At 70.2% G+C, this 17,698-nt stretch carries 17 protein-coding genes; 10 read left to right on the forward strand and 7 right to left on the reverse strand.

Annotated features, from left to right (window positions below; genetic code table 11):
* Positions 1 to 24 precede the first annotated feature (24 nt).
* From MLG_RS13305 to MLG_RS13320, 4 genes are all read left to right on the forward strand, one after another.
* Positions 25 to 2,418, forward strand: a complete 2,394-nt coding sequence (locus MLG_RS13305) for a DNA topoisomerase I (protein WP_011630365.1) — start codon at positions 25 to 27, stop codon at positions 2,416 to 2,418.
* Between the two features lie 76 nt (positions 2,419 to 2,494).
* Positions 2,495 to 3,067: an L-threonylcarbamoyladenylate synthase gene (locus MLG_RS13310; protein WP_011630366.1), complete on the forward strand. Its 573-nt coding sequence runs from the start codon at positions 2,495 to 2,497 to the stop codon at positions 3,065 to 3,067.
* 660 nt (positions 3,068 to 3,727) lie between these two features.
* Positions 3,728 to 4,642, forward strand: a complete 915-nt coding sequence (gene hemF / locus MLG_RS13315) for an oxygen-dependent coproporphyrinogen oxidase (protein WP_011630367.1) — start codon at positions 3,728 to 3,730, stop codon at positions 4,640 to 4,642.
* A gap of 18 nt (positions 4,643 to 4,660) precedes the next feature.
* On the forward strand, positions 4,661 to 5,116 hold the full coding sequence (locus MLG_RS13320) for a group III truncated hemoglobin (RefSeq protein WP_011630368.1): 456 nt from the start codon (positions 4,661 to 4,663) through the stop codon (positions 5,114 to 5,116).
* 6 nt (positions 5,117 to 5,122) lie between these two features.
* Here MLG_RS13320 and MLG_RS13325 read toward each other — a convergent pair whose 3' ends face one another.
* The 5 genes from MLG_RS13325 to MLG_RS13345 form a co-directional block, all read right to left on the reverse strand.
* Entirely contained in the window at positions 5,123 to 6,124 is a 1,002-nt protein-coding gene (locus tag MLG_RS13325; protein ID WP_011630369.1) for a class 1 fructose-bisphosphatase, read from the reverse strand.
* A 103-nt stretch (positions 6,125 to 6,227) separates the two neighbouring features.
* Complete coding sequence (locus MLG_RS13330) at positions 6,228 to 7,475, reverse strand: 3-deoxy-D-manno-octulosonic acid transferase (RefSeq protein ID WP_011630370.1); 1,248 nt, start codon at positions 7,473 to 7,475, stop codon at positions 6,228 to 6,230.
* 282 nt (positions 7,476 to 7,757) lie between these two features.
* A complete protein-coding gene (lpxL, locus tag MLG_RS13335) occupies positions 7,758 to 8,681 on the reverse strand; it encodes an LpxL/LpxP family Kdo(2)-lipid IV(A) lauroyl/palmitoleoyl acyltransferase (protein WP_011630371.1) in 924 nt (307 codons plus the stop codon).
* A 44-nt stretch (positions 8,682 to 8,725) separates the two neighbouring features.
* Positions 8,726 to 10,111, reverse strand: coding sequence for a TolC family outer membrane protein (locus MLG_RS13340; protein ID WP_011630372.1), 1,386 nt, complete (start codon positions 10,109 to 10,111; stop codon positions 8,726 to 8,728).
* Between the two features lie 22 nt (positions 10,112 to 10,133).
* Positions 10,134 to 10,796 (reverse strand): protein-L-isoaspartate O-methyltransferase family protein, encoded by a 663-nt coding sequence (locus MLG_RS13345; RefSeq protein ID WP_011630373.1) that lies wholly within the window; start codon positions 10,794 to 10,796, stop codon positions 10,134 to 10,136.
* Positions 10,797 to 11,098: 302 nt separating this feature from the next.
* On the opposite strand from MLG_RS13345, the gene rpmB reads away from it, so the two are divergent.
* Both rpmB and rpmG read left to right on the forward strand, forming a co-directional pair.
* Positions 11,099 to 11,335 carry a 50S ribosomal protein L28 gene (gene rpmB / locus MLG_RS13350; protein ID WP_011630374.1) on the forward strand — a complete coding sequence of 79 codons (237 nt, stop codon included), beginning with the start codon at positions 11,099 to 11,101 and terminating at the stop codon, positions 11,333 to 11,335.
* Between the two features lie 15 nt (positions 11,336 to 11,350).
* A complete protein-coding gene (gene rpmG / locus MLG_RS13355; RefSeq protein WP_011630375.1) occupies positions 11,351 to 11,506 on the forward strand; it encodes a 50S ribosomal protein L33 in 156 nt (51 codons plus the stop codon).
* A gap of 76 nt (positions 11,507 to 11,582) precedes the next feature.
* Here the strand turns inward: rpmG and MLG_RS13360 are convergent, their stop codons facing one another.
* Both MLG_RS13360 and MLG_RS13365 read right to left on the reverse strand, forming a co-directional pair.
* Positions 11,583 to 12,038, reverse strand: coding sequence for a DUF411 domain-containing protein (locus MLG_RS13360; RefSeq protein WP_011630376.1), 456 nt, complete (start codon positions 12,036 to 12,038; stop codon positions 11,583 to 11,585).
* A 94-nt stretch (positions 12,039 to 12,132) separates the two neighbouring features.
* Positions 12,133 to 14,109 (reverse strand): hydantoinase/oxoprolinase family protein, encoded by a 1,977-nt coding sequence (locus MLG_RS13365; RefSeq protein ID WP_232209261.1) that lies wholly within the window; start codon positions 14,107 to 14,109, stop codon positions 12,133 to 12,135.
* 35 nt (positions 14,110 to 14,144) lie between these two features.
* Here MLG_RS13365 and MLG_RS15495 point away from each other — a divergent pair, with 35 nt between their 5' ends.
* From MLG_RS15495 to MLG_RS13385, 4 genes are read left to right on the forward strand one after another with little or no spacing between them, the layout of a single operon-like run.
* Positions 14,145 to 15,122 carry an ABC transporter ATP-binding protein gene (locus tag MLG_RS15495; protein ID WP_011630378.1) on the forward strand — a complete coding sequence of 326 codons (978 nt, stop codon included), beginning with the start codon at positions 14,145 to 14,147 and terminating at the stop codon, positions 15,120 to 15,122.
* Complete coding sequence (locus MLG_RS13375; protein WP_011630379.1) at positions 15,119 to 15,871, forward strand: ABC transporter permease; 753 nt, start codon at positions 15,119 to 15,121, stop codon at positions 15,869 to 15,871. Before MLG_RS15495 ends, MLG_RS13375 begins: the two co-directional genes overlap by 4 nt.
* 17 nt (positions 15,872 to 15,888) lie before the next feature.
* Positions 15,889 to 17,196: a Gldg family protein gene (locus MLG_RS13380; protein WP_232209262.1), complete on the forward strand. Its 1,308-nt coding sequence runs from the start codon at positions 15,889 to 15,891 to the stop codon at positions 17,194 to 17,196.
* On the forward strand, positions 17,196 to 17,696 hold the full coding sequence (locus tag MLG_RS13385; protein ID WP_011630381.1) for a hypothetical protein: 501 nt from the start codon (positions 17,196 to 17,198) through the stop codon (positions 17,694 to 17,696). The genes MLG_RS13380 and MLG_RS13385 overlap by 1 nt, the downstream gene beginning before the upstream one ends.
* The last annotated feature ends 2 nt before the right edge of the window (positions 17,697 to 17,698 follow it).

Raw genomic sequence — 17,698 nt, forward strand, 5'->3', positions numbered from 1 at the left:
GGCCCCGCCGGCTGTTGGTGCTGCATGAGCAAGAACCTGGTCATCGTCGAGTCCCCCGCCAAGGCCAAGACCATCAACAAGTACCTGGGCAAGGACTACAAGGTGCTGGCCTCCTACGGCCATGTGCGCGATCTGGTGCCCAAGGAGGGGGCGGTGGACCCGGAGCATGGCTTTGCCATGAAGTACACCACCATCGACAAAAACGCCAAGCACGTGGACACCATCGCCAAGGCGATGAAGCAGGCCGACGCCCTCTATCTGGCCACGGACCCCGACCGCGAGGGTGAGGCCATCTCCTGGCACCTCTACGAGCTGCTCAAAGAGAAGGGGGCCCTGAAGGACAAACCGGTCTACCGGGTGGTGTTCCACGAGATCACCCCGCGCGCCATCCGCGAGGCCATGGAGCACCCGCGGGAGCTGTCCACCCCGCTGATCAACGCCCAGCAGGCGCGCCGCGCGCTGGACTACCTGGTGGGCTTCAACCTCTCGCCGCTGCTCTGGAAGAAGATCGCCACCGGGCTGTCCGCCGGCCGGGTGCAGAGCCCCGCGCTGCGCATGATCGTGGAGCGCGAGGAGGAGATCGAGAAATTCATCTCCCGCGAGTACTGGACTGTGGAGGCCGACCTGGCCAGGAACGGTGAGGCGTTCCCCGGGCGCCTGCACACCCTGGACGGCCAGCGGGTCAAGCAGTTTGATATCGACAACGGTGAACGGGCGCGCGAGGTGGAGCACCAGCTTGCCCGGGCGGCTGGCATGGCGTTGAGCAAGAGCCATATCGACGCCGGCGAGGGGGAGAGCCCGGTCCAGAGCCCCGGCACGGTCCAGGTCACCCAGGTGGAGAAGAAGCAGCGCCGGCGCAACCCGGCCGCGCCCTTCACCACCTCCACCCTGCAACAGGAGGCCGCACGCAAGCTCGGTTTCACCGCCAACCGCACCATGCGCGTGGCCCAGCAGCTCTATGAGGGCATCGACATCGGCGGTGGGGTGACCGGTCTGATCACCTACATGCGGACCGACTCGGTCAACCTCTCCCAGGAGGCGGTGGCGGACCTGCGCGACACCATCGCCAAACGCTACGGCGAGGACCGGCTGCCCAAGGCGCCCCAGGTCTACCGCACCAAGTCCAAGAATGCCCAGGAGGCCCACGAGGCCATCCGGCCCACCGGCGCCTTCCGCCTGCCGGAGGAGGTGCGCGGCAAGCTCAGCGACGACCAATTCCGGCTCTACGAGCTGATCTGGAAGCGCGCGGTGGCCTGCCAGATGATCCCGGCGCTGATCAACACCGTTGCGGTGGACCTGGCCTGCGGCGAAGGCAACAGCTTCCGTGCCACCGGGTCCACCATTGCGGAGCCCGGCTTCATGGCGGTCTACCTGGAAGGCACCGACGACCGCAAGCCCGACGTGGGCAGCAGCGAGCGCATTCTGCCCCCGCTCAAGGAGGGCGATAAGGTGGCCCTGGAGCGCATCAAGCCCGAACAGCACTTCACCGAGCCGCCGCCCCGTTACACCGAGGCCAGCCTGGTCCGCGCACTGGAAGAGTACGGCATCGGGCGCCCCTCCACCTATGCGGCGATCATCTCCACCCTGCAGCAGCGCAAGTACGTGGAGCTGGACGGCAAGCGCTTCCGGCCCACCGACATCGGCCGGGTGGTCAATCGCTTCCTGACCGATCACTTCGACCGCTACGTGGATTACGATTTCACCGCCCGGCTGGAGGACGATCTGGACGCCGTCTCCCGTGGCGAGCGCGATTGGGTGCCGCTGCTGGAGGAGTTCTGGCAGCCCTTCAAGGACAAGGTGGATGAGAAGGCGACCATCTCCCGCGAGGAGGTGATGCAGAGCCGCGACTTGGGCACCGACCCCAAGACCGGCAAGCCGGTCAGTGTCCGGGTGGGTCGTTTCGGGCCCTTTGTGCAACTGGGCACCAAGGACGATGAGGAAAAGCCCCGTTTCGCCGGTCTGCGCCCGGGCCAGAGTATGGACAAGATCACCCTCGAGGAGGCCCTGGAGCTGTTCAAGCTGCCCCGCGACATGGGCGAGACCCCCGAGGGCGAGCCCATGCAGGTGAACATCGGCCGCTTCGGGCCCTACGTGCGCTTCGGCAATAAGTTTGTCTCCATCAAGGACGACGACCCCTACACCATCAGCCGTGAGCGCTGCCTGGAGCTGGTTGAGGAGAAGAAGCGCATCGAACGCGAGCGCACGATCCGCGACTTTGAAGGCAGCGACATCCGCATCCTCAAGGGGCGCTACGGGCCCTATATCACCAATGGCAAGAAGAACGCTCGCATCCCCAAGGACCGCGAACCCGAATCGCTGGGCCTGGAGGAGTGCGAGGAACTGATCGCCAAAGCGCCCGAGCGCAAGGGCCGCCGGCGCACCGGTGGCACCGGCCGTAAACGCAGCACCAAGGCCTGACCGCCCCTGCTGGCCGACGCGGCCCCTACCCCCGGGGCGCGCCGGGCCAGCGGGGCCGCTTGAGAACGCGACACCGATGCCGACTGAAACGACCCCGCGCTTTCGCATCCGCCAGTGCGCCGCCCGCCTGCAGGCGGGCGGCGTGGTGGCCTACCCCACCGAGGCGGTTTACGGCCTGGGCTGCGACCCGGGCGACCCGGCCGCGGTGGCCACGCTGCTCACCCTCAAGCGCCGCGACCCGGGCAAGGGGCTCATCCTGATCGCCAGCCGGGTGAGCCAACTGTCGCCCTGGCTGGGCGACGCCCCCCTCCCCCAGGCCGTACTGGCGAGCTGGCCCGGCCCCAACACCTGGCTTTTGCCCGCCGCGCCCCACACCCCGGCCTGGATCACCGGTGGTCGGGCCAAGGTCGCCGTGCGGGTCACCGCGCATCCCGTGGCCGCCGCCCTGTGTGAGGCCTTCGGTGGCGCCATCGTCTCCACCAGTGCCAACCGCGATGGCCAGCCCCCGGCCCGCAGCGCCACCCAGGTGCGAACCCGCCTGGGCGCCGAGGCCGCCGAGCTGGCCGACATCCTCCCCGGCCCGGTGGACCGCAGCGCCCGTCCCACCGCCATCCGCGACGCCGAGAGCGGTGCGGTCATCCGCGCCTGATGCACCGGGCGACTGAGGCGGCGAAGCCGACGTGGCAGCCCAGGGCCTGTGGAAGGGCCTGTGGATCGCCGCGTCGCTTCGCTCCTCGCGATGACGGGGGTGGTCATGCCGTCCTCCAGCGGTAGCGGACGGCCGGCCTGCGCTCCTTGCGATGACGGGAGTGGTGCTGCCCCACCGTCACTGCGAGCCCGGACTCACCCCCACCGTCACTGCGAGGAGGCGAAGCCGACGTGGCAGTCTACCGCCCTGGATCGCCACGGGCCTTCGGCCCTCGCGATGACGGGGGGAAAGCCTTCGGCCCTGGCGATGACAGGGGTGCCCCGTTCCTCGCTGATTCGCGCCCGCGCAGCGGGGAGGGGGGCTCGCGATGACGGAAGAAAAGCCTTCGGCCCTCGCGTTGACGGGGCGGGGTGGCGGGGTGCATTGGCACCCCCGATCGAAGCCCGTAAGCTATCGGCCTGTTGCGCTCGGGCGTGGCGGGGGCGTAACCAGGCGCAGGGGGCGTCGCCGGCCAGGGACGGCCGGCGACGAGCTTACAGGGACGTACTCGCAGCGTCCCCCTGCGCGTGGTTACGCCCCCGCCACGCCCGAGCCCTGGACACCAGCCAGCGGCCATCCCGAAGGTCGCCCGTTGCCCAACAGCCCCGGAGCCCCAGAACGATGAGCGTAGACACCCCAGCCGTCCTCGACTACCTCAAGGAGCTCCAGGACCGCATCTGCCACGAGCTGGCAGAGCTGGACGGGGGCCCCGGCTTCGAGGAGGAGACCTGGGAGCGGGAGGAAGGGGGCGGGGGTCGCAGCCGGGTGCTCAAGCACGGAAACCTCTTCGAGCAGGCCGGGGTCAACTTCTCCCACGTCTTCGGCAAGCGCCTGCCCGACAGCGCCACGGCCCGGCGCCCAGAACTGGCGGGCCGCGGCTTCCAGGCCATGGGGGTCTCCCTGGTCCTGCATCCGGAGAACCCCCACGTCCCCACCACCCACGCCAACGTCCGCTACTTTGTGGCGGACAAGGCCGGCAGCGAACCGGTCTGGTGGTTCGGGGGCGGCTTCGACCTCACGCCCTATTACGGCTACCAGGAGGACGCCGTCCACTGGCACCGCACCGCCCGCGCCGCCTGCGAGCCCTTCGGTGCCGAGGTCTACCCCCGCTACAAACAGTGGTGCGACGAGTACTTCTACCTGCCCCACCGCGGCGAGACCCGGGGCATTGGCGGGCTGTTCTTCGATGACCTGGACGACTGGGGCTTTGAGCGCAGCTTCGCCTTCATGCGCAGCGTCGGCGACCACTTCCTGCCCGCCTACCGCCCCATCGCCGAGCGCCGCCGCCACCAGCCCTGGGGCGAGCGCGAACGCGCCTTTCAGCTCTACCGCCGGGGCCGCTACGCCGAGTTCAACCTACTCTACGACCGCGGCACCCGGTTCGGCCTGCAATCCGGCGGGCGCACCGAGTCGATTCTCATGTCGATGCCACCCATGGCCCGCTGGGAGTACAATTGGCACCCGGAGCCCGGCAGCCCGGAGGCGCAGCTCTATGACCGCTTCCTGGGCGCACGCAACTGGCTGGACGGAGACTGACGGCAGCGAGGCCCACTGATGACGACGCCAACCTGGAAACGCCCGGACGGCCAGCCCACGCTGTCGCTGGAGACCATCGAGAGCGTGGTACGGGCCTTCTACGCCCGGGCCCGGACCCATCCGGACCTGGCCGAGGCCTTCGCCCAGGTGGACGATTGGGACGAGCACATCGCGCGCATCACCCACTTCTGGTGGCTGAGCCTGGGGGGCCGGCGCTACCGTCCCGATCGCTTCCACGTGGGGCCGAAACACGTGGCCCTGGGGGTGACCGGTCGGCAGGTGGACGCCTGGTTGGGGCTGTTTGAGGAGACTCTAACGCAGCACATCGACGACGAGCAGGCCCGCGCCGACTGGCTGCAGCGCGCCCGCCACATGGGCCGCAGCATCCGCGAGCTGAGCGAATTCTACCGGCAGCGCGCCCGGCGCACGGATGACCCCCATTTGCATCAGAGGCCGGCCGTGCGCCGCGACTGAACCGGGTTACTGCTCCGCGTAGTAACGGCGCAGCACCTCCACCTCCTCGCGGGAGCCCAGCATCAGGCCGGAGCGCTGGTGCAGCGCCTCCGGCTGCAGGTCGAGGGCCCGCTCCTTGCCGGTAAAGGCCTCGCCACCCGCCTGCTCCATCAGCATGGACATGGGGTTGATCTCGTAGAGCACCCGCAGGCGACCGTTGGGCCGCTTTTCGTCCGCCGGGTAGAGGAACACCCCGCCGCGGGTGAAGATCCGGTGCAGGTCCGCCACCATGGAGGCGATCCAGCGCATGTTGAACCGCTTGCCCCGCGGGCCCTCCTCGCCGTCCAGGCACTCCTCGATATAGCGTTTGATCGGAGCCGGCCAGATGCGCTGGTAGGAGCAGTTGATGGCAAACTCCGCCGTCTGCTCCGGCACCTTCATCTTGGAACTGGTCAGGAACCACTCACCCTGGCCGCGATCCAGAGTGAAGGCGTAGACGCCGTCGCCCAGGGTGAGCACCAGCACCGTGCTGGGCCCGTAGACCGCGTAGCCGGCGGCCACCTGCCGATGCCCGGGCTGCAGCAGGTCCTCGTTCACCGGGTCGCGACCGGTGTCCGGGGCCGGCAGCACCGAGAAGATGGTGCCCACCGAGACGTTGACGTCGATGTTGGAGGAGCCGTCCAGCGGGTCGAACAAGAGCAGCCAGGGGCCGCGCGGCTCACCCTCGGGCAGGGTGTAGATGTCATCCTCCTCCTCGGAGGCCATACCCGCGACGGTGCCGCCCCAGTTGCAGCCCTCGATCAGGACGTCGTTGGCGAAGACGTCCAGCTTCTTCTGCTCCTCCCCCTGGACGTTGACGTTGTCGGCGGCGCCAGTCATCTCGCGCAGCGCCCCGCCGGCGACGGCGTCGGCGATCCGCCGGCAACTGTCCCCGACCTGGCGCAGCAGAAGGGCGAGGGCCTTGCCCTTTTCGTCCTGGGGACACTGTTGGGCCAGAAACCGGCCCAGGGTCATACGTGACTGATCCATTATGAATCTCCTGAAAATCTTTTTGCTGTCGGCCCGAACCCGGCGGCCGGTGTTGTGGTGTTTGTCGTCACCGGGAGCGGGCAGTGGTCAGCCCTCGTGGCCCTTACTTTAAACAAGGCACCCGCCATTGCGCCAGGGATTCCCGATAACGCTCGGCCATATCCGCCCGCTCCAGCACCGCAGAACGGCCTAGGGCGCCCCGTTCCGCCAGGGCCCCGGGGTCTGCCAGCCAGGCGGCGGCGGTGGCGGCTACTGCCCTGGGGTCCGCTACCCGTTTCAGCGCCCCGCAGCGCTCCAGCAGGGCCGCCTCGTCGGCGAAGTTGTGCAGGTAAGGCCCGCTGAGCAGCGCCCGGCCTAGGCGGGCCGGCTCCAGCAGATTCTGGCCGCCATGCGGGATCAGGCTGCCCCCCATGAAGACGAGCTCGGCCCCCGCCATGAAGCCCTCCAGCTCGCCGAAGGTGTCGGCCAGGTAGACCGGGTCCGCCGGATCGGGCTGCTCGCCCCGGCTACGCACGGCGAAGCGGACACCGGCCTGCTGCAGTGAACGGACCAGCGCCTCGCCCCGCTGCGGGTGGCGCGGGGCGATGACCAGCAGCGGGAGCCTGTCGCCGGCCTCGCGCCAGGCAGTGGCCAGCCGGCACTCCTCATCGTCGTGGGTGGAGGCGGCCAGTACGTAAGGGCGGCCCAGATCGATGGCGCAGGGCGCGCCGCCCTCCCCGCCACCGGCGGCGAACTTGAGGTTCCCCACCACCTGGATGCGGTCCGCCGGCGCGCCCAGTTCCCGGTAGGCGGCGGCGTCCGCCTCGGAGCGGGCCAGCACCACGGTGACGCCGGCCAATGCCTCCCGGTAGAGGGCGCGGACGGGCCGGGGCGCGCGCAGGGTCCGGTGGCTGAGCCGACCGTTGACGATGGCCAGCGGCACACCGCGGCGGCGGCAGGCCGCGAACAGCTCCGGCCAGAGCTCGGTCTCCACCACGAGGCCGGCGGCCGGCCGCACGGCATCGAGAAAGCGGGCCACCGGGCGGGGCCGGTCCATCGGCAGGAAGAGCTGCTGTAGCCCGGGGATACGGCGGGCGGTCTGGCCGCCGGTGGGAGTGCTGGTGGTCAGGGTGATGGCCAGTGCCGGGTCCGCCGCCCGAATCGCCTCCAGCAGGGGCCGCACGGTGCGCACCTCGCCCACCGAGGCGGCGTGGATCCAAAGCCCGCCGGGCCTCACCCCCGCCGGGTAGCGGCCGCGGCGCTGGGCGGCGTACCCGGCCTCCCCCGCCCGGCGGCCCTCACGGGCGGCATGCCAGCGCAGCAGCGGCCAGAGCATGGCGCTCAAGGGACGGTAGAGGATCTCGCGGATCATAGGCCGATCCTACCGCAAACGGTCATGGCCGGCCGGTGGTGGCGGGTCGGCAGACGGGCGGGGGGTGATAGTGCGATCGTGCTCCGGATTGCGCACCCCTTCGGGGTCCCACTGCGCTACTCGCAAAAGAGCGGCGGCGCGAACTCGCTTCGCTCGGACAGGCGCGCCTTTTTTCCGCTCTTTTGCTGCGTTGCTCGGTGCGCAAAAGTCGCACGATCGCACTATCACCCCCCGCCCGTCTGCCGACCCGCCACCGCTGCCATGATCAACGACCCGCCCCGCCTAATCATAGAGCGGCGGCGCCCCCTCCGGGCGGGTCCGGAAGCGCTTGCGCCCCCAGAAGTACTGCTCCGGGGCCCGGCGCACCTGCGCCTCGATCAGGGCGTTGACCCGCGCCGTGTCGGCCTCCAGGTCCTCACCGGGGAAGCCCTCCAGCGGCGGGGTGATGATCACCCGGTAGCGCCCCCCCGGCTCCCGCAACTGGAAGAAGCCCAGCACCGGGGCCCCGCTCATTCGGGCCAGGCGGGAGGTGGCCGGGGTGGTACTGGCCTGGACTCCGAAGAAGGGCGCAAACACCCCCTTGCCCCTGCGCATGTTCTCGTCGGGGGCGTACCACACCGGGACGTTGTCGCGCAGGCTGCGCACCATGCTGCGCAGATCCTTGCTGCGGATGAGCTTCTTCACGTGGCGCAGGCGCGAGCGCTCGATCAGGGTGGCGACGAAGGGGTCCTTCTCCGGCCGGTACAGGGGATGGAACCGCTGGTAAGGGATGAGCAGCCGGCAGCCCAGCTCCAGAGTGGTGAAGTGGCCGCTCAGCAGGATCGCCCCGCGCCCGGCCGACAGGGCCCGCTCCAGGTGCTCCAACCCCTCCACACGGGCGCGCCGGTGCACCCGCCAATCCGGGGCCCACCAGCCCATGGCGATCTCCACCACCCCCATACCCAGGGCCCGGAAGTGGCGCCGCGCCAGGCGCTCCCGCTCATTCGCGGACCAATCCGGGAAACACAGGGCGAGGTTCTTGCGCACGATCCGCCGCCGGCCCGGCGCCAGGAAATAACCGGCGCCGCCCAGCAGCGCGCCGAGCGCCAGGGCCAGGCCCCAGGGCAGGAAGACCAGCGCGCGCATAAAGCCCAGCGCGACCCAGTGTGGCCAGTAGCGGGGGGCCAGGAAACGGCGTTGCAGCAACGGTGGCGGGGTCTGAGACACGGTGCATCCAGCGGTGGCCGGGGGGCCTGCACGGCCCCCGTAACTCAGATATCGGGGACAACCTCGGCGTTGGTGTCCAACCAGGTGTTGATGGTCGCCAGATCGGCATCGGAGAGGGTGCCGGCGAAACGCTTCAGACGCACGGTCTGCAGCAGGTAATCGTAATTCGCCTGGCGGAAGTCCTGCTCGGCGCCCAACCGGTCCTGCTGGGCATCCAACAGCTCCACCACCGTCCGCGTCCCCACCTCGAAGCCGGCCTCCACCGCCTCCAGCGCCCGCTGGGTGGAGGTGATGGCCTGCTCGAAGGCCGCCGTCCGGGCGATGGCACTGCGCACACCGCGGTAGGCGTCGGTGGCGCCGCGGACCACGGCACGGCGGGTCTCCTCGAGCTCCTCTAATGCCGTGGTGTACTGGGACTGCGCCTCGCGCACCCGGGAGCGGGTGGCGCCACCCCGGTAGAGGGGCAGGTTCAGCCGCAGCCCGATGCTCGCCTGGTCGAACTCCTCCGGACCCCGGGGCACGCCGGTCGCGGTGGTACGGCTGCCCTGATCCACCCGCTGCACATTGCCGACCAGGTCGACCGTGGGCAGGTGCTCGGCACGCTGGACACCGATGTTCTCCATCGCCGCCTCGGAACCGTGACGGAAGGCCAGCAGGTCCCAGTTCTGGCGCTCCGCCTGCCGCGCCCAGGCCTCGCTGTCTTCCGGCTCCGGGGACTCCAGCGGGAGCGCCTCGTCCAGCAGGGCGAGCTCACGGTGGCTGCGTCCGGTCAGCTCGCGCAGGCCCTCCCGGGCGCTGTCCAGATCCGTTTCGGCCTGCAACAGGTTGGCGTGGGAGAGATCCCGCCGGGCGCGGGCCTCTTCCACATCGGTGACCGGCGCCATCCCCACCTCGAAGCGCTGTTCCGCCTGGTCCAACTGGCGCTCGATGGCGCGCAACTCGGCGCGGGCAAAGGCCACGCCATCCAGGGCCGCCAGCACCTCAAAATAGCGCTCAGTGACCCGAACCATCAGGTCCTGCTCGGCACTGTTGAGCCGGGCCTGGGCTTGGGCCACCTGCAGGTCCGCCTCGCGCAGGCGCAGGAAGAGGCCGTAGCGGAAGACCGGTTGGGTGAGGTCCAGCCCGATGGCGCTGGTGGTGTAATAGTCGGTGCCCAGCTCACCGGCACCGCTGCCGCGCGGTTCGTTGCGCTCGCGGTCGGCGGAACCGAAGGCGCTCAATTCGGGCAGGAGTCCGGCACGGGCCTGGGGCACCCGCTCGCGCACGGTCTCGAGCTCCGAGCGGGCCTGGCGTAGCTGGGGGTCGCTCTCGCGCGCTTCGTGATAGACGCGCAGCAGATCGTCGGCCGCCGTGAGCGGCGGCGCCACCAGCAGGGCCACGAGCAGCAGCAACGCCAGCGCCGGACGGCCGACTCGCCGGGGCAGAGGCATAACGGACGCGAACACCCCGGGCCTACAGGGCGAACCGGCGGCTGACCGGGGCATTGTGCAGCGGCGGCTGCACCGTCTCGAACAGGCTCACGGAGGCCCACTGGTCCTCGGCCACCCGGGTGATCAGCAGCGCCTCCATGGCGGGCTTCTGGCCGACGATCAGGAACAATCGGCCGCCGATGGTCAGGCTGCGGTGAAAGCCCTCGTGAAACTCGGGCAGCGAGCCGGTGACCGCGATACAGTCATAGCGACGGCCGTCATCGAAACCGGCGGCGGCATCGCCCTGCTGCACGGTGACGTTGTCGATGCCCCGCGCCTGGTGGATGGTCCGGGCCCGCTGCACCAGCTCGTCGTGGATTTCCACCGAGACCACAGAGGCGGCCATCCGCGCCAGGCAGGCGGCCAGGAAACCGCTGCCGGTGCCGATCTCCAGCGCCCGCTCCCCGGGCTCCGGGGCCAGGGCCTGCAGGATACGGCCCTCGACCTTGGGCTCGTTCATGTATTCGCCACAGGGCAGCGGCAGCTGCATATCGGAATAGGCCAGCCGCTGATAGTCCTCGGGCACGAAGGCGTGGCGCGGCACGCTGCTCATCACCTCGAGCACGTCGCTGGCCAGCACGTCCCAGGGGCGCACCTGCTGCTCGACCATATTGAAGCGCGCCTTGTCCAGATCCAGTTCCGTCATCGCCCTGATCCCATCCTCTTGTCATAGGCCGGCGAAGCCGGCCTCCGGTTGCATTGTATACAGGGAGTCCAGTCCGCGCATGCTATGCAGTTTGGGCCCGCCAGGCAAGCGCAAAGGCCCGGCGGACTTGCACCGAAACGCCCCGACTGGTATAAACATCGGCCTTTGCGGCCCGGGACCGACGGGCCGGCTATCCACCGGACTGTACACAGGTAGGGAAACGCTTCCCTAAGGGGCCCGGATCCGCCAGCGCGGCAACCGGTTCCCGGCACGAACATCTGCGGATTCAGGAGTCAGCCCTCATGTCCAAGGTTTGCCAGGTGACGGGCAAGCGGCCCACCACCGGAAATAACGTCTCGCACGCGAACAACAAGACCAAGCGCCGGTTCCTTCCGAACCTGCACCATCATCGCTTCTGGGTCGAGAGCGAGCAGCGCTTTGTGCGCCTGCGCGTCTCTTCCAAGGGCATGCGCATCATCGACCGCAAGGGTATCGACCAGGTCCTCAGCGACCTGCGCGCCCGCGGCGAGAAAGTTTAAGCGCGGAGGTTAATCATGCGCGACAAGATCAAGCTCGTCTCCACCGCCGGCACCGGCCACTACTACACCACCGACAAGAACAAGCGGAACACCCCCCACAAGCTGGAGTTCCGCAAGTACGACCCGGTGGTGCGCAAGCACGTGCTCTACCGCGAGGCCAAGATCAAGTAAGACCTCTGCCTGACGAACAAAAAAACCCCGCCTGGCGATAGCGCCGGGCGGGGTTTTTTGTTGCCGGGCACGCACCCTACTCGTAGCGGGCGTAGACCTCGACCCGGCCCTGCGCATCGAAGGTCAACACCTGGTAGGGGTCCTTGTGGCCGACCTCCATACCGGGGGAGCCCGCCGGCATGCCAGGCACGGTCAGACCGCGCACGCGCTCCGGCCGCTCCTCGAGCAACCTCAGGATGTCTTCCGCCGGCACGTGGCCTTCAATGACGTAACCGTCGATCTCTGCGGTATGGCAGGAGGCCAGCTCCCGGGTGATGCCAAAGCGTTGCTTCACCGGGTTCATATCCCGCCGTTCCACCGACGTGACCTCAAAGCCGTGTTCGCGCAGGTGGTCCTCCCAGTCGGTGCAGCAGCCGCAATAGGGCGATTTGTAGACGGTGGCCTGGGGCGGCGGTGCCGCCAGGACGAGCGCGGGCAGCAGCGCCAGGGCCAGGACAGCCGCGGGCAGGGCGTGGCGAAGGGGCATGACCATGGGAACCTCCGGAAGCAGTGGTCTGGAGGCATCTTAAAACACCCCTCAGCGCCGGCAAGCAACGACTGGTTTGGGCGCTATAACTAAACCTTCTTTATGCCCGCTCCATCAGCAGGTTGCCGTACTCATCCACCCGCGCCGTCCAGCCCGGCGCCAGCCAGGTGGTGGCGACCTGCTCGGTGACCAGCGCCGGGCCACGCAGCACCTGCCCCGCCCCCAGCCGTGCCCGATCGTAGACCGGCACCTCTCCGGCCACCCCGTGCACCCGGCCCAGGGCCACCGGACCGCCCTCACCCGGCAGCAACCGCGGTAGCGGCGGCACCGGCCGGGGGCCCGTCACCGACTGGCGGACGTTGACCAGCTCGACCGGCTCCTCCAACCGATGGCCGTAGCGCTGCTCGTGCAGCCGATGGAAGGCCTCCAGGGTGGCCGCCACCCCCGACCAGGCCACGTTCAGGGTGTAGGCCTGCCCCTGGTAGCGCAGATCCAGCGAGGGATGGGTCCGCTGCTCGGCCACGGCCACCCCCTCGGCGCTCAAGGCCCGGCGCCCGGAGTCGGCCAGCGCGGCCAGCACCTGCTCCACCCGCTCCGCACCCAGCGCGCTCAGTGGCCCGGTCAGGGTACGCGAGAGCTGCCGACCGCGGGGCGCCGCCAGCATGCCCAGGGCGGAGAGCACCCCGGCGTGCACCGGGACCAGGGCGCGGGACATATCCAGGGCCTCGGCCAGGGCGCAGACATGCAGCCCGCCGGCGCCACCGAAGGAGAGCAGGGTGAAGTCCCGCGGATCCAGCCCCCGTTCCACGGAGATCACCCGCAGGGCCCGTGCCATATGCTCGTTGGCCAGGCGCAGCACCCCCTCGGCGGCCTGCTCCGGGGACAGGGCCAGCCCCTCACCCAGGCGGGTCAGGGCCTGCCGGGCCGCGGCCGGCTCCAAGGTCATATCACCGCCCAGGAAGGCGTCGGGGCGCAGCCGACCCAACACCAGGTGGGCGTCGGTCACGGTAGCCCCGGCCCCGCCACGCCCGTAACAGGCCGGCCCCGGGTCGGCACCTGCGGAGCGTGGCCCCACCTGCAGCAAGCCCCCGGCGTCCACCGAGGCCAGCGAGCCGCCGCCGGCCCCGATCGTGTGCATATCCACCATGGGCACGGCCACCGGCCAGCCGCCGATGTGGCCCTCGGAGGTCAGGGCCGGCTCGCCGTCGATCACCGCCACGTCGGTGGAGGTGCCACCCATGTCGAAGCTGAGCAGCCGGGGCTCACCGGCCAGCTCACCCAGATAGCGCCCCGCCATCAGCCCACCGGCCGGGCCGGAGAGCAACAGGTTGACCGCCATGCGCGCCGCCTGGTCGGCGGCCACCCGCTCGCCAGAGCTCTGCATCACCGAGACCGACGCCTTGGGCAGGGCCTGGGTGAGCCGGTTCAGGTAACCGGACATGACCGGCCCCACGCGGGCATTCAGCCAGGTGGCGATGCCGCGTTCGTACTCCCCGTATTCCGCCAGCACTTTGTGCGAGCGGGCGACGAAGACCCCCTCCGGCACCCGCGCGGCCAGGGTGTCTTCCGGACCGCCATCGACGAAGGAGAAGGGCAGGTTGATGGCCACCGCTTCGGGGCGCCGTTCGGCAAGGGCCTGATCAAAGGCGGCCAGGTCCTCGTCGCTGAGCGGATCCACCAGTGCGCCGTCCGGGCCCAGCCGGCCGCCGGTCTCCCAGCACAGCTCCGGCGGCACCGGCGGTTCGGCGGGGGCCAGCTCCAGGGCGTAGAGTCGCTCGCGGTGTTGGCGCCCCAGGGTGAGCACATCCCCCAGTCCGCGGCCGGTCACGTACATCACCCGCGCACCCTGCCCCTCCAGGACGGCGTTGGTGGCCACCGTGGACCCGTGCATAAGCCGCAACGGCTCATCCGCCAGGCCCAGTTCCCGCACCCCCTGCAGGATCGCCGCCTCCGGGCGCTCGGGGGTGGACAACACCTTGTGGATCCGCAGCCGCTCGCCGTCGGAACAAACGAAGTCGGTGAATGTCCCTCCGGTATCGACACCCAGTAGTTGCACCTGTGCACCCTCTTTGGTCATGCTTGCCCGCGTTCACTGGCGGAAAGGATCGACTCGTGCCCGACAGCCCCCCTACAACGGCGCGTCAGCCCGCCGGCCCGGCGAGTGAGGATACCGCGCCCGGCGCCCTGCTGCAGGCCGAGCACCTCAGCCGCCATTATGCCAGCCACACCGCCTTGAGCGGGTTCAGCCTGACGCTGCACCGCGGCGAGGTGGTGGGCCTGCTCGGCCCAAACGGCGCTGGCAAGAGCACTGCCCTCAAGCTCCTGGCCGGCGTGCTCCCGCCTTCCTCCGGGCGCGCCCGGCTGGCCGGGCACGACCTGATCGATGCCGGTCAGCGCTACCGCCGCCAGCTCGGCTATCTGCCGGAACGCCCACCGCTCTACCCGGACATGCGGGTGCACGACTACCTGCGCTTCTGTGCCCGACTGCGCGGTGCCGACGGTGGACGCACCGCGGTGGGCCGGGCGCTGACGGAGTGCGGCCTGGAGGCGATGGCCGACCGACGCCTGGATCAGCTCTCCCAGGGCTACCGGCAGCGGGTGGGGATCGCGCAGGCGGTGGTCCACCGCCCACCGCTGATCATCCTCGACGAGCCCACCGTGGGCCTGGATCCGCGGCAGCTTCAGGGGATCCGTCAACTCATCCGCCGCTTGGCCCGGGCCCACGGGATTCTCCTCTCCAGCCACCTGCTCCCGGAGATCCAGGCCCTGGCCGACCGGGTGATCATCCTACAACGGGGGCGCATCTGCCATCAGGGACCGGCCCGCGGTGAGCCCCACGCCCGGCGCTTCAACGCCCGCTTCCGACGGGATCCGCACGCCGGTGCCCTGGAAGGGCTGCCCGGCGTGGCCGCCGCCCGGGCTGTGGCCCCGGAGCACTGGCAGTTGCGGCTGACACCGGATGCCGATCCGGACCGCGTGATCAGCGCGGTGGCCGCCGCGGGTTGGGGACTGGAGGCTTGGCAGCCCGCCGGCGATTCGCTGGAGCAGGTCTTTCTGCGGGCGACGCAAGGTCCCGGGGGGGAGGCATGATCGCGCTGATGCAACGGGAGCTTCGCGCCCTGCTGGGCAGCCCCCTATTCTGGGGGACCGCGGCCATCGCCCAGTTGATCTTGGGCTGGTGGTTCCTGAGCCTGGTGGACCGCTTCCGCGATCACTACCAGGGGCTGCTCACCCGGACCGACAGCGCACTGGGGGTGACCGACCTGGTGGTCCAGCCCTACTTCGGCAGTTTCGTACTCCTGGTGCTGCTGATACTGGTGGTCTCGGTGCTCGCCATGGGCGCCCTGGCCGACGAGCGGCGCAGCGGCAGCCTGCCGCTGCTGCTCAGCGCCCCGATCAACAGCGGCGCTATCGTGCTGGGTAAGTATTTGGGGCGGCTGCTGCCACTGACCCTGATCATCGCCCTGTGGTCGGTGATGCCAGTGTCGCTGCGGCTGTTCACCGACGTCGATCCCGGGGTACTGGCGGCCGCGGTGCTGGGCCTGTGGCTGATGGGTGCGGCACTGCTGGCGGTGGGGGTCTTTCTCTCCACCCTGACCGCCCAGCCGGGTCTGGCCGCCGCCAACACCTTTGGCTTCGCCCTGTTGCTGATGCTGGTGGGCCAGGGCACCGGGCTGGAGGCCGGCGACGCCGTGCTCACCGGGATCGGTCTGGTGACCCACTACGAGCCGCTGGTGACCGGGCGTGTGGGCACGGATGCACTGGCCTATTTCGGCCTGTTACTGGTCGGCTCTCTCCTCTTCGCGACCCGGCGCGTGGATGCGCTGCGACTCTCCTGAGGCCACCGACCATGCGCATGAACCCCCGCACACGCTGGCTGCTGCGACTCAACGCCGTGCTGTTCACCGCCGCCACCCTGGTGGCGCTGGCGGCGCTGGGTTGGATGAGCCAACGCTTCGTGCTTACCTGGGACTGGAGCGGGCAACACCGGGCCGGGCTCAGCGAGCAGAGTGTTCGGTTGCTGGAGGGCCTGGAGACACCGCCCCGGCTCACCGCCTTCGTCACCCCCGGGGGTGAGTTGGCGGACCAGGTGGAGCGCCTGGCCCGGCGCTACCGCGGCCACCGGCCGGACCTGGTGCTGGAGACGGTCGATCCGCGCCGGGAGCCGGACCGGGTGCGCCGCGCTGGTGTCGATCACGAGGGTGAGCTGCTGGTCGAGCTGGGCGAGCGCCGGGAGCGGGCCGCCGCCCCCACGGAGGCCCATGTCAGCCGGGCCCTGGAGCGCCTGCTCAGGGAGCGGGAGCGGCGGGTGGCCTGGTTGACCGACCATGGCCAGCGCGACCTGCAAGGGCAGGCCAACCACGACCTGGGTCGGCTGGGGGAGGCGCTGGCGCAGGAGGGGCACCACCTGCAGGGGTTGTCCCTCCTGCGCCAGCCGCTGATCCCGGAGAACACCGACCTGCTGGTGCTGGCCGGTCCCCAGGTGGACCTTCTCGAGGGCGAGCGCCGGCTGCTCCGGCGCCATGTGGCCGGCGGGGGCAACCTGCTCTGGCTGCTCGAGCCGGAGGACTTGCACCGCCTGCCGGGGCTGGCCGCGGACCTGGGCGTCACCGTCCTCGGCCACCCGGTGCGTGACCCGCGCACCCAGGAATTGCTGGGCACGGGCGACCCCGGGCTCAGCTTGGTGGATGAACACCCGGCGCATCCGGTGATGGAGGCGATCTCCGGGCCGGTACTGCTGCCCTACACCGCCGCGCTGGCGATCGCCCCCGCCGCCGATGACCGCTGGCGGGTGCGGCCGTTGCTCCGGGGCGCCGAGCACCATGAACTCGACGCCGCGGCCGAACCCCCCTTCCTGCTCGGCGCCACCCTGGAGCGCCCACGCCCCCATGGGGGAGAGCAGCGGGTCGCCATCATCGGCGGCGGCGATTTCCTCAGCAACCGGTTCCTGGGTAACGCCGCCAACCGCAGCCTGGGCCTGGCCCTTGCGGACTGGCTGACCGACCCGGGGGAACCGGAGACCGACTTCACCGCGCCGGGGCTGGATCAGCGCCTGGACATGGGCCCGGTGGCGGTGACGCTGTTCGGCTTCGGCTTCCTGATCGGCCTGCCGGCCCTGCTCGCCCTGGTGGGTGGTTTGATGTGGTGGCGGGGGCAGCGCTGATGGCCCGGCGACTGATCCTGACCCTGATCGCGCTCATCCTGGCCTGCACCCTGGCCGCGGGCGCCTGGCAGCTGGCGGGGACACCGGAACAGGCGCGCATGAGCCGGCTGAGCCCCGCAGACGCGGTGAGCATCCGGCTGCAGCGCCCGGACCGGCCGCCGGTCAGCCTGGAGCGGCGCAACGGCGACTGGTGGGTCACGCAGCCGGAGGAACGGCCGGCCAGCGGCACCCACGTCCGGGCGCTGTTGCGCATCCTCGACGAGCCCCAACCGGAGACACGCTTCGCCGCCGCCGACAGCGACCCGGCGACCTACGGCCTGGAGCCGCCATCGGCGGTGCTGGAGATCAACGGCCAACGCTGGCACTTCGGCGACCGCCACCCGCTGGGGGAGCAGCGCTATGTGCTCCACCGGGGCGAAATTGCGCTCCTGCCCGACCACTACGCGCCCCTGGTCCGCGGCCCTTGGCAACAGCTCACCGCGGAGGAGCCTCCCCGATGATC

It is taken from the genome of Alkalilimnicola ehrlichii MLHE-1, from assembly GCF_000014785.1.
Lineage (GTDB): Bacteria > Pseudomonadota > Gammaproteobacteria > Nitrococcales > Halorhodospiraceae > Alkalilimnicola > Alkalilimnicola ehrlichii.

Excerpts from the sequence above, each read along its gene's own strand:
- MLG_RS13365 (WP_232209261.1), bottom strand. The coding sequence starts at position 14,109 with ATGACCAAAGAGGGTGCACAGGTGCAACTACTGGGTGTCGATACCGGA.
- MLG_RS13345 (WP_011630373.1), bottom strand. The coding sequence starts at position 10,796 with ATGACGGAACTGGATCTGGACAAGGCGCGCTTCAATATGGTCGAGCAG.
- MLG_RS13325 (WP_011630369.1), bottom strand. The coding sequence starts at position 6,124 with ATGGATCAGTCACGTATGACCCTGGGCCGGTTTCTGGCCCAACAGTGT.
- MLG_RS13305 (WP_011630365.1), top strand. The coding sequence starts at position 25 with ATGAGCAAGAACCTGGTCATCGTCGAGTCCCCCGCCAAGGCCAAGACC.
- MLG_RS13385 (WP_011630381.1), top strand. The coding sequence starts at position 17,196 with ATGGCCCGGCGACTGATCCTGACCCTGATCGCGCTCATCCTGGCCTGC.
- MLG_RS13340 (WP_011630372.1), bottom strand. The coding sequence starts at position 10,111 with ATGCCTCTGCCCCGGCGAGTCGGCCGTCCGGCGCTGGCGTTGCTGCTG.
- rpmB (WP_011630374.1), top strand. The coding sequence starts at position 11,099 with ATGTCCAAGGTTTGCCAGGTGACGGGCAAGCGGCCCACCACCGGAAAT.
- MLG_RS13320 (WP_011630368.1), top strand. The coding sequence starts at position 4,661 with ATGACGACGCCAACCTGGAAACGCCCGGACGGCCAGCCCACGCTGTCG.
- MLG_RS13375 (WP_011630379.1), top strand. The coding sequence starts at position 15,119 with ATGATCGCGCTGATGCAACGGGAGCTTCGCGCCCTGCTGGGCAGCCCC.
- MLG_RS13360 (WP_011630376.1), bottom strand. The coding sequence starts at position 12,038 with ATGGTCATGCCCCTTCGCCACGCCCTGCCCGCGGCTGTCCTGGCCCTG.
- MLG_RS13310 (WP_011630366.1), top strand. The coding sequence starts at position 2,495 with ATGCCGACTGAAACGACCCCGCGCTTTCGCATCCGCCAGTGCGCCGCC.
- rpmG (WP_011630375.1), top strand. The coding sequence starts at position 11,351 with ATGCGCGACAAGATCAAGCTCGTCTCCACCGCCGGCACCGGCCACTAC.
- MLG_RS13330 (WP_011630370.1), bottom strand. The coding sequence starts at position 7,475 with ATGATCCGCGAGATCCTCTACCGTCCCTTGAGCGCCATGCTCTGGCCG.
- MLG_RS13380 (WP_232209262.1), top strand. The coding sequence starts at position 15,889 with ATGAACCCCCGCACACGCTGGCTGCTGCGACTCAACGCCGTGCTGTTC.
- hemF (WP_011630367.1), top strand. The coding sequence starts at position 3,728 with ATGAGCGTAGACACCCCAGCCGTCCTCGACTACCTCAAGGAGCTCCAG.